Source organism: Vibrio sp. 2130-1 (assembly GCF_033339515.1).
In genome coordinates this window covers 56,356-71,844 of the sequence record NZ_JAWOUT010000019.1, presented here as the reverse complement: position 1 = coordinate 71,844, position 15,489 = coordinate 56,356, and the positions used below count along the sequence as shown (strand labels likewise).

Here is a 15,489-nt window from a genome sequence, read left to right as displayed (position 1 = left end):
GGTTGAAAGCACCGGTCTTGAAAACCGGCATACGTTAATAGCGTATCTAGGGTTCAAATCCCTATCTCTCCGCCACTATTAAGAAGCCTCGCTAGAAATAGCGAGGCTTTTTTCATTTCCGCACATCTTTATTACTCTATCTGTGCTTGTCAAAAATCAATTCCATATGCGATCTACTTTTCGACAAAGTAATATTGGTATCGGTATTGGTTGTGACGTTTTGATTTTTGCTAAGAAGTGCAGTTGCCTCTAAAGCTGTTCATCCTCATCACTGCATGCTGTCCCGATAAGGTTGTTGGAGATGCTTTGTTAAGTTGTTGAACCATCTATTGCCTTATCGTTCTCTTAAAGCACTACCATTGCTTCTCTAGCCCCTTTTACCGGATAGACCGAACAAATAAGCATACTAAAATAGCCACAGTTTCACTGATGTATCTTTTTGTTTTGCTCAGTCTAGCGACGCGTGTGCTCTATTGCCTAAATCTAGCTACGTCTTAAAACCATACATCAACAGGCTAAAGTTACGTATTCCTGCATCTTTTAAAATTGTTTTGGATTCTGCTGGAATGACAGGATCAGAGTAGTCAAAAGAGAAGAGTGAAAGTGAAACGATAGTGAGTTACTAGGAAGTCGGGCACTACTTGGGAGCCAATGAATTGGATAAACATATTGATGACTAAGGACTAAAGGGTTAATAGCAGGCAATAAAAAAGCCGACAGGTAAGCTGTCGGCTTGGTTAGGTCATCTTAAGTTAGTCATTCTGTACGAGCGTGAGAGCTTTACGAGAGACTTCGTGAGCAGCTTTGGTTAGGTTTTGCTTCTCTAGTGTGTCTGCTAGGAATGCATAGTCAGAGACGTCAGAGCGAAGCTTTAAGGCGATCTCAAAGTGATCTTGGGCTTCTTGCCACTTCTCTTGACGGAAATAGAAGTGCGCTAATGCGCTATGGGCAGCGGCGTTATCCGGTTCTTTCTTCACTACGCCCTCTAAGAAGACCACGACAGGGTGGGTATCTGGCAGATTTAGATCTGGCAGTAGTTGATAAAGCTCTGGGGCAGGTTGTTTTTTTAATGCTTCTTTTAGCACGGTAAAGGCTTCTGCATCAGCTTTTCGTGTGATGAGTTCTCGAGCAAAACAGGCAACGAGGTGTGTGTCTTGTTTCACTTTACGTGAGAGACTATTCCAATGAGAGATAAGCCCTTCGCTACCTTGTCGTTGCGCTACTTCATGGAGTAAGCCGCACTGCGCCTTTTGAATCAGCTCTGCATGTTCTTCTTCCGTGATGAGTTTTGCTTTGGTTAGTTGTGGCAAGAGGTCAATAAGAGGTTGCCACAACTTTAGCTGCATGTACGTTGTTTTCAGCAAGTTCAATACAATAGAGTTACTCGCATACTGACTTTTTAACGATTGCAAGGTATCGAAAGCGGACTCGAACTCGTTGTCGCGGATAAATTGTTTCGCTCGAGTCAGTTCTACTGCGAGATGGGCGTTCTCTTGTTGGCTCGCTAGCTCTAGATAGTGATCTCGTTTTGCTTTATCACCTTGGCCTTGTGCGGCTTCAGACGCAACCAAGTAGCAAAGCAGCGGCATATCGTGATGATTTGCCCAGCGAGTTACTTTCTTCTCAGCACCTTTCCAGTCACCTTCTAGAAGTTTAATAATGCCTTCATTGGTGTATCGGCGGGAATGGCGCATTTTGCGAACACTGAAGTAGTTCCATGTTGTAGAACTAGCATAAACTAACTTCTTAATCAGGTACTCAAGCAGAAAAAGACCTGCGAGTGCAGCGATAACGAAAACCACTAATGTCGTTACGCTCATCTCGATCGTTTTCTCGGCAATGGAGATGAGTACATAGCCTTGCTGACCAGAAAACTGGGTGCCAACAAATAGTCCTGCGCCTAGTACAACAAATAGGAAAATAAGACGAAACATTACTTATCCTCCATGCCTGTCATCGTTGTGACTTCACGACGTAGGCGTTCACGGATGACATCTGATAGTTGAGACTGACTTTGCAGTTTTGTTGGGTATTCCACTTGAATATTTTGCTGACTTAGCAGGTTAACCGTTTTGTTGAACTCTTTAACGGAATTATCGTCTTGGTTGAAGAAAGCTAATGCCCATTTGTCGGCTGTTTTTAGAGATGTGGTGTAAATTTCACCTTGTTCTTGGTACACCGCTTTTATTGCCGTTTCCAATTTGGCTTTGATGTTTTCTTTCAGGTAAAAGTGTTGCTCAGGAGAAAGCAGTGGAATGACGTTACCATCGCGCGTGCGGAAGGTAATGAAGTTTTCTGAAAAGTCCTTCAAAGAGGTCATTAAGTTATCTTGCCAGTTTGCGATATCTTCAGACACTTCAGTGTTTTCTACGGCTTCAGCTTCAGGTAGCAGTGCATTGGCGAGAGGGAGCTTGTCTACTTGCTGTTGTAGGGCAGTTAAGCGTAGTACCAATCCATCACGGTCAATTAGCGGGATAGTGCGAAGTTTGGTGATATCGTTCGCCATTGCTTTACGTAGTTTGACGAGGCTAGGGTCATTCAGTGCTGCAATGCGTTGGTCTGCACTTTCCATCAGTTGAGTCGCGCTTTCTACATCGTGCTCTAAGAACAATTTACGACCAGCTAATTTGACAAGGTAATCGGCTTCCGCTAATAGCCAGTCGTTTGGTCGACGACCTTTCACATCGGCAACGGCGAGCTGTAAGCTTTCAATGCTCTTCTGTTGCTGTCCAAGTACCACTTCCGCTTTGTGTGTCACGGTTGTTGCTTTCTCGATGGTTTCTTCTTGTACCCGGCTGAGTTCTTGCTTCATGGAAGCTTGAGTGCTTTCTAGCTGACTTTTTAGTTGGGCGATCTGCGCTTGGTAATCGGCTTGCTGTTGATGCAGCTTGTACGCGAGGCCACCGCCAAAAATAATCGATAAGATGATAGCGACCGTGCCTAGTTTGACACCGCGTTTGCCTTGTTTTTCTTCAAACTCGACTTTTGGTTCTGCTGTTTTTGGGGGCTCGGCCGCTTGTGGTTGCTCTTTTTTAAGGTTCGCATCCTGCTGCGATGTGGTTTTTTCGACTAGCGGTGCCGATGAGGTTTCTTCGGAAAGGTTTTTATCGTTATTTTTTTGGTCGTTATTTTTACTTGTCATGCCTATATCCTGTGTAGCTAGGGCTGGAGAGCCGCCAGTAATTCTTGGTTGGATGCGCTTCCCGTGCATCTCACGCGAGTGAACCCCCTTTGAATTGCGATGTCAGCGATACGCTGACTGGGGATATACAACTCTTGTTGATTAAGCCAAGTCAATTGCTCCGACGTCAATTGGCTGCACAAATAATCCAGTTGTTCACCACTGGTGACAACAATCTGGTTAATTTGTAGGTTTTTCCATAGTGAGACACAGCTTACTGGATCGAATGGGATGAATTCTCTCTTGTAAGTCTCACTATAGTGAACTTTTGCGCCACGTCTCACCAATGCATCTTTGATCAGTTCTCTTCCGCCGTTACCACGAAGGATAAGAACTTGTTGTTGTGCCACATTGTTGAGCTCTGGCAGTCGCAATAAGTGTTCACTATCACTGACTTGGGGATAGTGTACTTTCTGTTGGGTACATTTGCTTAAATAGTGTGCTGTTTTTTGACCAACGGCAAGGTAAATAGCTTGTTTCGGCCATGACATCCCGTTGCTGGCTAAGATTTGCTGTGCACATTGCACTGCATGTCGACTAACAGCGATAACAATTTGAGCTTGATGTAGATGTTTAGAGAGGTGCGTGTCCGTGAGATCGGCGACAATGTCGATCAGAGGATGGTGATATGCGGAAATGCCGTGCCTTTCGAGCAGAGAGCAAAGCGCGTTGCCTTGCTCTCCCGGCCGAGTGACCAACACTGCCATGGTTATTCGTTATCTGCGTACAGCTTAGTTAGGATTTCACGAGCGCCGTTATCTAGCAGCTCATTGGCTAGCTGCACTCCTAATGCTTCGCCATCTTTACGATGGCCACGAATTTCACCACGAACAATTTCGCTGCCATCTGGTTCGCCAACTAATGCGCGTAACCAAATGTTGTCGCCGTCTAGTAGGGCATAGCTGCCGATCGGTACCTGACAGCCGCCTTCTAGGGTCAGATTCATTGCGCGCTCACACAAAACGCGGTCTACGGTGTCTTGGTGGTTAAGTGGCTCAAGCAGCTTAAGCAGTCTTTCATCGTCAAGGCGGCACTCAATACCGACAGCACCTTGGCCTACCGCTGGTAGTGATTGCTCTGGTTCGATAAAGCTACGAATGCGCTCTTCAAGCTTCAATCGTTTGAGGCCAGCCGCAGCAAGAATGATTGCATCATACTCACCCGCATCTAACTTACCAAGGCGAGTGCCCACATTACCGCGAAGCTCTTTGATGATGATGTCCGGACGATATTCTTTCAGTTGACATTGACGGCGCAAACTGCAGGTACCAACCACGGCACCTTGAGGGAGCTCATCAATGTGGCTATAGGTATTAGAGACGAAGGCATCACGAGGATCTTCACGCTCACAAATGGTCACGAGGCCAAGGCCTTCTGGGAAATCGACGGGTACGTCTTTCATTGAGTGAACGGCGAGGTCTGCGCGTCCTTCTAGCATCGCGACTTCAAGCTCTTTTACGAACAAGCCTTTGCCGCCAACTTTTGCTAGTGGTGTATCTAAAATCACGTCACCTTTGGTCACCATGGTTACTAACTCGACTTCCAAGCCAGGGTGAGCGGCTTGAAGGGCGTCTTTAACAAAGTAAGCTTGCCATAAAGCAAGAGGGCTTTTTCGAGTTGCAATGCGAATCGGTGTGGATTGTGTCATGATCTTCTCAATGCTGTTTGGATTTGGGTTTATCCTACCATTCTCATCAAGAAATGCTTACTGTTAGTTCGTTATCTCTGAAGGCTATGAATGGAATTACATGACGTTATGAAAATAGTGTGACTGGATTCTCAATTAGACTAAGGACTATTATTAGTAATAGGTAATAAGAGCGACACTACCGCGCGATTAATTTTGTGACTAAAGTATGGTTTTGTATCCAGAGTGATACGCGGGCGTGAAGCTTTACCCGCACCAATAAAAGTGTTAAATTGATCACGTTTTTAAGCCATTTTGGTTTAAAACGTCAGCAGATTTTCGTGATTGTTCAACCAAGGAATTCCCCTTGCAGGCTTACACCCAAAAAATCATCCAGCGACTAGATAATTTGAATCAGCAGCGAGTTGATCGCGCGCTGGCGCTTATGGATTCGCAAAGCCAGCAAGTCTTCCATTTGATTCCTGCCTTGTTGAACTACAACCATCCTGTAATTCCTGGCTATTATGATGCCGATGTCCCTTTTGGTGTGCATGGGCTTGAACTAAATAGCATGCAGCAACAATTCATAGATGATATTCAACTTGCCATTGGTCAGCCGCTCAAGACGGTAGAAAAGCCCGCTATATTGGGTTTGTACACCATGGGCAGTACCTCCTCGATTGGTCAAAGTACTTCCAGTGATTTGGATATTTGGGTGTGTATCTCACCAGAGATGGATTGTGACGAACGCGAGTTATTGACCAATAAATGCTTACTCATCACGGATTGGGCACAAAGCAAAGGCGTGGAAGCGAACTTTTTCTTAATGGATAAAGAGCGCTTTAGAAGCAATCATTCTGAGGAGATGACAGGTGATAACTGTGGTTCATCTCAGCACTTACTTTTGCTAGATGAATTCTATCGTAGTGCGGTGCGTATTGCCGGACAGCGTTTGTTATGGCAAATCGTGCCGCCAGAAATGGAAGAGTGTTACGACGAGTACGTTTCTCAACTGTGCAGTGATGGTTACATCGACTGTAGTGAATGGATCGACTTTGGTAAATTGAACTGCATTCCTGCTGAAGAATACTTCGGCTCGAACTTGTGGCAGTTATACAAAAGCATCGACTCTCCCTACAAATCGGTATTAAAAGCCATCTTGCTAGAAGCTTACTCGTGGGAATACCCGCATACTCAATTGTTAAGCATCGACACTAAACGTCGTTTCTTTGCCCATGAGCCTGATCTCTATGGCATGGATGCGTACTACTTAATGTTGGAAAAAGTAACCCGTTACTTAGAGCGAATTCAAGACGATACACGTTTGGATTTAGTGCGTCGCTGTTTCTATCTCAAAACCCATGAAAAATTATCTCGTGAGCCGAATGTTGGCTCAGTAGCTTGGCGCCGTGAAGCGCTGAGCGATATGATTGCAAAATGGAATTGGGATGCAAGTGTCGTTGCAGAGCTCGATGACCGCCGTAATTGGAAGGTTGAACAAGTGAAGGTGGTACATCATGCATTGCTGGATGCGTTGATGCAAAGCTACCGTAACTTGATTCAATTTGCGCGTCGTAACGACATCACTTCTGCTATCAGTCCGCAAGACATCAGTATTTTGGCCCGTAAACTTTACGCGGCTTTTGAAGTATTGCCGGGCAAAGTAACGTTACTAAACCCACAGATTTCACCTGATCTGCACGAGCCTGACTTGAGCTTTATCGAAGTGAAAAAAGGGGGAGTGAACAAGTCTGGTTGGTACCTCTATAAACAACCACTTATTGCGCACCGCATTTTGGGGCAACCATATCTAGAGCATCATGAATACTTGAGTAAGTTGGTTGCTTGGGCATTCTTCAATGGCTTGATCACTGAATCGACTCGTTTACATGCCGTGGTACGTGAAGCGCAGCTAGATATTGATAAGTTTTACCAAATGGTGAGTGACTTACGAAATACTTTTGCGTTGCGTAAGCGTCGTCCATCTATGCAGGCGCTAGCGAGTCCTTGTGAAATAAGCCAGCTTGCGATGTTCATCAACTTTGAAAATGATCCGACGTCTGAACTTTCTGGTCGTTCGTTGAAAGTTGATGTTAAGAACACCGATATTTTTAGCTTCGGTCCAGAACATAAAAATTTAGTCGGCAGTGTTGACCTTGTTTACCGTAACTCTTGGCATGAAGTGCGTACGCTGCATTTCAAAGGGGAAACGGCGATGCTGGATGCACTGAAAACCATTTTGGGCAAAATGCACCAAGATGCGTTGCCACCAGAATCAGTGGATGTGTTCTGCTATGCGACGAACATGCGTGGTGTGATGCGTAATATGGTTTACCAGCTTTTAGCTGAATGTATCGACTTACGCTTGAAACCAGTAGAGCAAGAGAAACGCCGCCGCTTTAAAGCGATGCGTCTTGGTAACCAGACTTATGGGTTGTTCTTTGAACGTCGTGGTGTGTCGGTGCAGAAGCTAGAAAATTCCATCGATTTCTACCGCAGCATTTCTACTAACAAACTCAAAGGCTCGCCGCTGTTAATGCTCGATCGTGAGCAAGAATATCAAATGCCTGAAGCGGTGGATGGGTTTGCCAGTGAAGGCCTAGTGCAGTTCTTCTTTGAAGATAACGAAGATGGCTTCAATATTTATGTGTTGGATGAGTCAAATCAAGTGGAAGTGTATCACCAATTTAGTGGCTCCAAAGATGAAATGATTTCGTCTGTAAACAGTTTCTACACGTCGGTAAAAGACGATAGTCGCGTCGCGTCGAAGTTTATTAACTTTAACCTGCCTCAGTACTATCAAATTATTCACCCTGAAGAGGGGAATGCGTATATCATTCCTTACCGTAATGACGGTTGTTCACCGAGTCGCCCGACCAAAACTGTGAACGCGTAATTAAACCCGTATCAATAAACAAAAAGAGCACTTCGGTGCTCTTTTTGTTTTGGTGACGATTGACCAGAATTATGCCCAATCAATGGCTTCGCCCGCGTGCTTTTCACATTCTTGCTTCACCATTTCAAATAGCTCCATACCCGTTTTTGAGCAGGTCCATTTACCTTCAATAAGTTTGAAGTGGAAACCACCAGATTTGGACGCTAGCCAGATCTCATGCATTGGCTCTTGGCGATTAATGATGATTTGGCTGCGGTCTTCAAATTCCAATGTCATTACGTTGCCAGTGACTTCGTAATCAATGTCTGCGCCTGAATCATCGATGGATTCTTCGATGATTTGCATCTGCGCATCCACCAGTTGATGAAATTCAGTATCGTTCATCCGTCTATCCTATTGCTTTTCCTGAGTGTGGTGCGATTATAGGGGGCATTGATTCAATAATCACGATATGCGAAATGAAAAAATTAGTTACTGTGTTGTTTGTGATGGTTGCCGCGACCTTAGCGGGGTGTGGTCAGTCTGGCTCACTATACATTCCAGATGACACTCAACAGAATGAGCAATCACAATAAATAACCGCACCTTAGGGTGAAATTAGGGTTCAGCAGTCGAATAAAATAAGGGAAGCGAATTTTGGATTACTTCAACTATCAGGATGATGGCCAGCTTTGGGCCGAAGACGTCCCACTTCAAGCTCTTGCAGAGCAATATGGCACTCCTCTTTATGTATATTCTCGAGCCACGCTAGAGCGCCATTGGAAGGCGTTTGATAGTGCTGTGGGTCAGCATCCTCACCTGGTTTGCTACGCGGTGAAAGCTAACTCAAACTTAGGCGTATTGAACACGCTAGCGCGTTTGGGATCGGGTTTTGACATCGTGTCGGGTGGTGAACTTGAGCGTGTGATTGCCGCAGGCGGTGATCCGAAAAAAGTCGTTTTCTCTGGTGTTGGTAAAACACCGGCAGAGATGAAGCGCGCTCTTGAGCTAGGTATCAAATGTTTCAACGTTGAATCTGAGCCAGAGCTAGAACGTTTGAACAAGGTTGCGGGTGAGCTTGGTGTGATTGCGCCAATTTCTCTGCGTATCAATCCAGATGTCGATGCGAAAACACACCCTTACATTTCGACTGGTCTTCGCGACAATAAATTCGGCATTGCGTTTGATCGTGCGCCAGATGTTTATAAATTCGCGCAAAGCCTGCCGAACTTGAATGTGCAAGGTATCGACTGCCACATTGGTTCTCAGCTGACCAATATAGACCCATTTATCGACGCGACAGACCGTTTGTTAGCCCTGATTGATGATTTAAAAGCGCAAGGCATTAACATTCGTCACCTTGACGTCGGCGGTGGTTTGGGTGTGGTCTATCGTGATGAATTACCACCTCAGCCTTCTGATTACGCCAAAGCGTTACTAGGCCGTCTTGAAAATCACCAAGACTTGGAGCTGATCTTTGAGCCAGGCCGTGCAATTGCTGCGAACGCAGGTATATTGCTAACGCGTGTTGAGTTTTTAAAACATACTGAGCATAAAAACTTTGCGATTATCGACGCTGCAATGAACGACTTGATGCGTCCTGCGCTATACCAAGCATGGCAAGATATTGTGCCAGTTTCACCGCGAAAGGGTGAAGCTCAGACTTACGACTTGGTTGGTCCTATTTGTGAAACCGGCGACTTCTTGGGTAAAGATCGCGCACTCGTTTTGCAAGAAGGTGATCTACTCGCGGTTCGTTCAGCAGGTGCCTATGGTTTTGTGATGTCTTCGAACTACAATACTCGTACCCGAGCAGCAGAAGTGATGGTGGACGGTAAACAAAGCCACTTAGTTCGCCAGCGTGAGGAGCTGACCAGTTTGTGGCAGCTGGAACAGATTCTACCGGAGTAACACACAACAAATGCATTTCCACTTTTCCAAAATGCACGGTTTGGGCAACGACTTCATGGTCGTCGACTGTATTACCCAGAACGTGTTTTTCTCGCAAGACCTGATCCGCCGCTTGGCGGATCGTCATACTGGCGTTGGTTTTGACCAATTGCTTGTGGTAGAGGCCCCTTACGACCCTGAAACCGACTTCCATTATCGGATTTTTAATGCCGATGGTAGTGAAGTTGAACAGTGTGGTAACGGTGCACGCTGTTTTGCCCGCTTTGTTCGCTTGAAGGGGCTGACCAATAAATACAGCATCAGCGTGAGCACCAAGAAAGGAAAGATGATTCTCAACATCGAAGATGATGGGGAAGTGACGGTCAACATGGGCGTGCCAGAGTTTGAACCGAACAAAATTCCTTTCAAAGCGAAGCAAAAAGAGAAAACTTACATCATGCGAGCAGGCGACAATACCTTGTTTTGTGGTGCTGTGAGCATGGGTAACCCGCACGTAGTGACCGTGGTCGACGATGTGGATACGGCAGAAGTGGAAACTCTCGGTCCGCTGCTTGAGTCGCATGAGCGTTTCCCAGAGCGCGTCAACGCTGGCTTTATGCAGGTGATGAGTCGTGACCATATTCGTCTTCGAGTTTACGAGCGAGGCGCAGGAGAGACACAAGCTTGTGGTAGTGGTGCATGCGCGGCAGTCGCGGTTGGGATTCTGCAGGGCTTGTTGGATGAAAACGTTAAGGTTTCTCTACCTGGTGGTGAATTGCGAATTGCATGGCAAGGTCCTGGCAAGCCGTTGTTTATGACCGGACCTACAACGCATGTATTTGATGGTCAATTGTCTTGCTAGTTGAAGAAAAAGGAAACGGTTTGTCTCAAGTAGAAGCAGATGCCTTAACGGCTGAAGTAGTGGCCGAGTACCTCAAAGATCATCCAGACTTTTTTGTGCAACGTCCGGAGCTTGTGGATCGTTTATCTTTCCCACACTCAGACTTAGGCGCGGTATCTTTGGTGCACATCCAAATGAATCGTCAACGTCAGCGCATTGAAGAGTTAGAGGAAGAGATCACTACACTAATGTCGCTTGCGGCGAACAATGATCGCACCTTTTACGAATTTATGGATTTGCAGGGGCAGATTCTAAAGTGTGGTGACTTTAAACAAGTCATTCATTCTATCGAAGATAAAGCCAAAGCATTGGGCTTACGTGCGTTTGTTCGGTTGTTTAGTCAATGCGACGCATCGATTCAATTGAGTAAGGAAAGTTATCAACGCTTTGCGACCACTCACTTAAATGGCAAAGATGCGTACTTAGGACGTCTTCGCAAAGTAGATCGTGAAGCTTTGTTTGGCAACATGGAAGTGCCGGAAATGGGTTCCTATGTGGTACTGCCGCTCGTGAAACAGCAAACACTGGGCGTGCTTGCTTTTTCTAGTGAAGATGGCGGCCATTTTCAGCCAGATATGGATACCTTGTTTTTGCGTCACCTATCATTAGTAGTGGCACATCTCGCTCAAACACTGGTATGGCAAAGTTACGATGACGACAACTCCCAACACTCCTCTGCCAAATAGTCTGCAAAAGCCTCTTGAGCGCTTCTATGAATTCTTACGAAGCGAAAAGGGGCTTAGCCTACATACTCAGCGCAATTACAAACAGCAGCTAGAAACTATGGCGCAGCACCTAGCTGAAATGGGGCTCAAAGATTGGTCTCAAGTGGATGCTGGTTGGGTGCGCCAATTAGCAGGTAAGGGCATGCGAGAAGGCATGAAAGCCAGCAGTTTGGCAACGCGCCTCTCATCGCTGCGTAGCTTTTTCGATTTCCTTATTCTGCGTGGCGAGATGTCGGCTAACCCAGCCAAAGGGGTTTCAGCACCTCGCAAAAAACGCCCGTTGCCCAAAAACCTCGATGTTGACGAAGTGAGCCAATTACTTGAAGTCAACGAGGACGACCCGCTGGCTGTGCGCGATCGCGCCATGATGGAGCTGATGTATGGCGCCGGCTTACGTTTGGCTGAACTGGTGGGTGTGGATGTACGTGACGTACAACTGCGTAGTGGTGAGCTTCGTGTTATTGGTAAAGGCGATAAAGAACGTAAAGTGCCGTTCTCTGGGATGGCAACCGAGTGGGTCGGGAAGTGGTTACGCGTTCGTGGTGATTTAGCCGCTCCAGGTGAGCCCGCCTTGTTTGTATCTAAGCTTGGAACGCGTATTTCGCATCGTAGCGTGCAAAAGCGCATGGCTGAATGGGGGCAGAAACAGTCTGTCGCAAGCCATATTAGTCCGCATAAATTGCGTCACTCATTTGCGACACATATGCTCGAATCAAGCAATAACTTACGTGCGGTGCAGGAGCTTTTAGGGCACGAGAACATTTCGACGACCCAAATCTACACGCACTTGGATTTCCAACATTTGGCGCAAGCCTACGACCAAGCCCACCCACGCGCACGTAAAAAGAACGGGGAGTGAGCCGAAGTATGAAATTTTATCGCCGTATCGAGCCTATTAAGGCAATGACCTTTGACCTAGATGATACCCTCTATGATAACTATCCTGTGATAGTTCGCATGGAGCGTGAGTTGCTATCTTGGCTCAAGCACCATCATCCAGCGGTTGCCCATATGAATAAAGCGGATTGGTTTGCTCTCAAGCAGCGTGTTGTGCAGCAACAACCCGAGCTGAAGAGCGATGTCACTTTATGGCGTTTAGTGCAACTTCAGCAAGCCTTCTCCCAAGTAGGCTACGACGAAGACGCAGCACATGCCGCCGCGAAAGCCGCAGTAGACGTTGCGTTGGACTGGCGTAACCGTTTTGAAGTGCCGCAGCAAAGCCTCGATGTACTGGAGGAACTCGCGCAGCACATCCCGTTGGTAGCAATCACCAACGGTAATGTGGATTTAGACCGCATCGGTCTTACGCCTTATTTCCAACAGGTACTTAAAGCAGGACCAGATGGATTGGCGAAACCCGCAACCGATATGTTTACTAAAGCGAAGCGATTCTTGGATATTCCTGCGGAGAATATTCTGCATGTCGGTGATCACCTAACCACGGATGTGCATGGTGCAAAGTTGGCTGGTTTTGCAGCCTGTTGGTTTAATGATATGAATAAAAATGTCATTAACCATTCAAAAACACGTACTTTACCTGATATTGAAATCAATAGTTTGCAGCCGTTACTCACACTTTTTTAATTGCTTTCGCATTAATCCATTCTAATCTCATTTTGTGTCTAGAAAAGCAGCGCAAAGCCACGTAAATTATTCTCTATTAAATAAAAATAGTAACGCCACACGTCGTGGTGAAGATAGTGTTACGGCAGTGGTAGGTCCATGCGAGCTTTTTCAAAACTGGTTCACGATGTCAGTCAACTGAATGACTTTTTAGTCACTTTTCCGACTTCCTCAGATAAACAATATTTAGTACAAATATTGTCGACGCAATCGCGCGAAATTACGACCACACTTGCAGACGCCGTTTTGTCGTCGCTGCCGAATGCTCATGTTATGGGGCATAGTACGCGTAATGTCATTCTGGAGGGGGAGATATTTACCTCTGGCTGCCTGATCAGTGTGACTGAGTTCGAACAAACCACGCTGACTTCTGCCGTCCAAACCTACTCTTACTCCCCCGATATTGATGGCGGGGAGCTCAAGCGCTCTCTTCTAATGCAGCATAATTCACAGGTGATCCTCAGCTTTGCTGTGCAAATTGAACGACGTGACTATCCCTTGTTTCAAACCTTCGCCAGTGAAGAAGTAGTGATTTCTGGAGGGTTGGCGCAGAGTATTGACGATGGCTGCTGGGTGCTATATCAAAACCGAGTTTACGATAACGCTGTGGTTGCCGTAGCTTTGCACAGTGATACTTTGAAGCTATGGACTGATGCGTATTCGGAATGGAACCCGATTGGCATGCCACACAAAGTCACTCATGCAAAAGGAACGCGCTTGTATTGTTTAGGAGAGAAGAAAGCGCTGGACGTATACAAGCGTTACTTGGCGGATGGCCATGACGTGACGCTGAGTCAACTGCTCAGCTTTCCATTGTATCGAGAAAGCTTAGGGCGAAAGGAAGTTTGTACGGTAACGGAGCTACACGCTGATGGTAGTATGAGCTTCGACAGGCCCTGGTGTCTTGGTGACGAAGTGCAATTTTGCTATAACCATCCCTCGTTAACGCTCGAGCAAGTGCGGCATGGTGTGGTTGAGTTAGCCATGCACCAACCTGAAGTCGTGATGATTTTTAACTGCGCGTCACGGTTAGACTTTATTGACAGCAGCGACGAAGTCCAAGCCTTCAAAGATATTGCGACGACGTTTGGTAGTTACTGTATGGGGGAACTGCATGGTGGTATTGGTCAGCCCGAAATTCTTCATCACAGCCTGACGTATTTAGCGATGCGAGAGGGAGACGAAGTGCAAACATTGAACTTGCCTAAGTCGCCCGTTAGCTCCTCTATTTCACCGCTGTTTAGCTTGATTCGAAATGCGATCGGCGATCTCAACCATATGAACGCGCATATGGGATATCAACTCGATCGCCAAACGCGCAAGTTACAAGAAAGCTATCGACGCGACAGTCGCACGGGGTTACAAAACCGGGTCGCATTGCAAGAGCGGCTGAGTAACATCGATTTGGATGAGCATTTGTTGACTCTAAAGCTACTTAACTTTAGTCATATCAACGAAAAATACGGCTACCGAGTGGGAGATCAATTACTCAAAGATCTCTCAATGCACTTTACGAATCGACTACGAAAGCGTTTTGGCATGCCAACGGCTTTGCAGCTTTATAGTATTGGGGTTGGTGAGTGGGCATTCATATTTAAAGCTGACCAAAGCAGCGAAACCATCAAACAGCACTTTACGCGTTTTGCTGACGCGGTAGAACAAACTAATTTTGAGCCAATTGGCCTACGTGAAATAGATTATCTTTCTATCTCGCTATGCGGCGGCTTAGTTAGTCGTCGAGACTTTCCATCCGCTTCAGTAGATGAGCTCTTACTCAAAGGCATCGAAGCGAGGCGCTCCGGTGTACGCAGTAATACCCATATCTGTAATGCGAAAGATATTGAAGTCAGTGAGGATGTGCGTAAAGAGCAACTTGGATGGCTAAGTTGCGTCAGTAGAGCCATTCTCAAACAGAATATCATCACTTATAGCCAACCTATTGTGCATGCGGGTAGCCACAAATTGGCAAGCCAAGAATGTTTGGTTCGTATTCTGGAAGCCGATGGAACGGTGATTGCGCCAGGGCGTTTTCTGCCAATTATCTCTGATACGCATCTTTACACTCGACTAAGTCGGCACATGATTCATTCTACGTTGCATTATATGCGAGATAAGCAAGGTGACTTTTCTATAAACTTATCGCCGCAAGATTTGCTCAGTGATAAAACTTTAATGCTTTTAGAGCATGAAATTAGCCAGCTAAATGACCCAAGGCGAATTGGTTTAGAAGTGCTGGAATCTGAGCAGATCAAAGACTACGGCCGAATGATAGAAGTGTGCAGTCATTTTAGAAGCTTAGGGGCGCGTATCATTGTTGATGACTTTGGGTCCGGTTATTCGAATATCGATGAAATCCTAAAGTTGGAGCCAGAAGTCATAAAGCTCGATGGCAGCTTGATTCGTGATATTGATAAAGACTTAAAACAGCGCAAGATCGCTTCCCAGTTGGTGCGTTTGTGCCAGGTGTTTAACGCGGAGACGGTGGCGGAGTTCGTCCACAATCAGGAGGTGTGTACCATTGCACAAGACATGGGGGTGGATTATTTGCAGGGTTACTATCTTGGCGAGCCGACTCGACTGTTTTAATGATGTTTCACGTGAAACTTCTTGTCGTAAAAAACGCAGCGTAGGCTGCGTTTTTTGTTTGGTTCTTCTACTGAGCTTAAT

The 15,489-nt window shown here is 46.1% G+C and carries 13 protein-coding genes; 8 read left to right on the top strand and 5 right to left on the bottom strand.

Annotated features, from left to right (window positions below; translation table 11 throughout):
- Window positions 1–752 precede the first annotated feature (752 nt).
- From R7Q09_RS21385 to hemC, 4 genes are read right to left on the bottom strand one after another with little or no spacing between them, the layout of a single operon-like run.
- Window positions 753–1,934, bottom strand: coding sequence for a heme biosynthesis protein HemY (locus R7Q09_RS21385; RefSeq protein WP_318071169.1), 1,182 nt, complete (start codon window positions 1,932–1,934; stop codon window positions 753–755).
- Window positions 1,934–3,142, bottom strand: coding sequence for a uroporphyrinogen-III C-methyltransferase (locus tag R7Q09_RS21380; protein ID WP_222712620.1), 1,209 nt, complete (start codon window positions 3,140–3,142; stop codon window positions 1,934–1,936). The genes R7Q09_RS21385 and R7Q09_RS21380 overlap by 1 nt, the downstream gene beginning before the upstream one ends.
- 17 nt (window positions 3,143–3,159) lie before the next feature.
- Window positions 3,160–3,888: a uroporphyrinogen-III synthase gene (locus R7Q09_RS21375; protein ID WP_062730807.1), complete on the bottom strand. Its 729-nt coding sequence runs from the start codon at window positions 3,886–3,888 to the stop codon at window positions 3,160–3,162.
- Window positions 3,889–3,890: 2 nt separating this feature from the next.
- The gene (hemC, locus tag R7Q09_RS21370) at window positions 3,891–4,829 is read right to left on the bottom strand and encodes a hydroxymethylbilane synthase (protein WP_262635785.1); all 939 of its coding nucleotides are present in this window, start codon (window positions 4,827–4,829) and stop codon (window positions 3,891–3,893) included.
- 346 nt (window positions 4,830–5,175) lie between these two features.
- On the opposite strand from hemC, the gene R7Q09_RS21365 reads away from it, so the two are divergent.
- Entirely contained in the window at window positions 5,176–7,704 is a 2,529-nt protein-coding gene (locus R7Q09_RS21365) for a class I adenylate cyclase (protein ID WP_318071170.1), read from the top strand.
- A gap of 69 nt (window positions 7,705–7,773) precedes the next feature.
- Here the strand turns inward: R7Q09_RS21365 and cyaY are convergent, their stop codons facing one another.
- Window positions 7,774–8,088: an iron donor protein CyaY gene (gene cyaY / locus R7Q09_RS21360; protein WP_005383391.1), complete on the bottom strand. Its 315-nt coding sequence runs from the start codon at window positions 8,086–8,088 to the stop codon at window positions 7,774–7,776.
- A 74-nt stretch (window positions 8,089–8,162) separates the two neighbouring features.
- Here cyaY and lptM point away from each other — a divergent pair, with 74 nt between their 5' ends.
- The 7 genes from lptM (at window position 8,163) to R7Q09_RS21325 (ending at window position 15,408) form a co-directional block, all read left to right on the top strand.
- Window positions 8,163–8,279 (top strand): LPS translocon maturation chaperone LptM, encoded by a 117-nt coding sequence (gene lptM / locus R7Q09_RS28815; protein ID WP_005378746.1) that lies wholly within the window; start codon window positions 8,163–8,165, stop codon window positions 8,277–8,279.
- A 61-nt stretch (window positions 8,280–8,340) separates the two neighbouring features.
- Window positions 8,341–9,594, top strand: coding sequence for a diaminopimelate decarboxylase (gene lysA / locus R7Q09_RS21350; RefSeq protein ID WP_005378745.1), 1,254 nt, complete (start codon window positions 8,341–8,343; stop codon window positions 9,592–9,594).
- Window positions 9,595–9,604: 10 nt separating this feature from the next.
- Window positions 9,605–10,435, top strand: coding sequence for a diaminopimelate epimerase (gene dapF, locus R7Q09_RS21345; RefSeq protein WP_005378744.1), 831 nt, complete (start codon window positions 9,605–9,607; stop codon window positions 10,433–10,435).
- The gene (locus R7Q09_RS21340; protein WP_017636089.1) at window positions 10,429–11,160 is read left to right on the top strand and encodes a DUF484 family protein; all 732 of its coding nucleotides are present in this window, start codon (window positions 10,429–10,431) and stop codon (window positions 11,158–11,160) included. The genes dapF and R7Q09_RS21340 overlap by 7 nt, the downstream gene beginning before the upstream one ends.
- Window positions 11,126–12,058: a tyrosine recombinase XerC gene (gene xerC / locus R7Q09_RS21335; RefSeq protein ID WP_005378742.1), complete on the top strand. Its 933-nt coding sequence runs from the start codon at window positions 11,126–11,128 to the stop codon at window positions 12,056–12,058. The genes R7Q09_RS21340 and xerC overlap by 35 nt, the downstream gene beginning before the upstream one ends.
- An 8-nt stretch (window positions 12,059–12,066) precedes the next feature.
- Window positions 12,067–12,783, top strand: coding sequence for a 5-amino-6-(5-phospho-D-ribitylamino)uracil phosphatase YigB (gene yigB / locus R7Q09_RS21330; protein WP_053350826.1), 717 nt, complete (start codon window positions 12,067–12,069; stop codon window positions 12,781–12,783).
- Between the two features lie 138 nt (window positions 12,784–12,921).
- The gene (locus R7Q09_RS21325; protein WP_318071171.1) at window positions 12,922–15,408 is read left to right on the top strand and encodes an EAL domain-containing protein; all 2,487 of its coding nucleotides are present in this window, start codon (window positions 12,922–12,924) and stop codon (window positions 15,406–15,408) included.
- The last annotated feature ends 81 nt before the right edge of the window (window positions 15,409–15,489 follow it).

Coding starts and splice junctions, on each gene's coding strand:
- R7Q09_RS21380 (WP_222712620.1), bottom strand. CDS start 3,142: ATGACAAGTAAAAATAACGACCAAAAAAATAACGATAAAAACCTTTCC.
- hemC (WP_262635785.1), bottom strand. CDS start 4,829: ATGACACAATCCACACCGATTCGCATTGCAACTCGAAAAAGCCCTCTT.
- yigB (WP_053350826.1), top strand. CDS start 12,067: ATGAAATTTTATCGCCGTATCGAGCCTATTAAGGCAATGACCTTTGAC.
- R7Q09_RS21385 (WP_318071169.1), bottom strand. CDS start 1,934: ATGTTTCGTCTTATTTTCCTATTTGTTGTACTAGGCGCAGGACTATTT.
- dapF (WP_005378744.1), top strand. CDS start 9,605: ATGCATTTCCACTTTTCCAAAATGCACGGTTTGGGCAACGACTTCATG.
- R7Q09_RS21375 (WP_062730807.1), bottom strand. CDS start 3,888: ATGGCAGTGTTGGTCACTCGGCCGGGAGAGCAAGGCAACGCGCTTTGC.
- R7Q09_RS21325 (WP_318071171.1), top strand. CDS start 12,922: ATGCGAGCTTTTTCAAAACTGGTTCACGATGTCAGTCAACTGAATGAC.
- xerC (WP_005378742.1), top strand. CDS start 11,126: ATGACGACAACTCCCAACACTCCTCTGCCAAATAGTCTGCAAAAGCCT.
- cyaY (WP_005383391.1), bottom strand. CDS start 8,088: ATGAACGATACTGAATTTCATCAACTGGTGGATGCGCAGATGCAAATC.
- lptM (WP_005378746.1), top strand. CDS start 8,163: ATGAAAAAATTAGTTACTGTGTTGTTTGTGATGGTTGCCGCGACCTTA.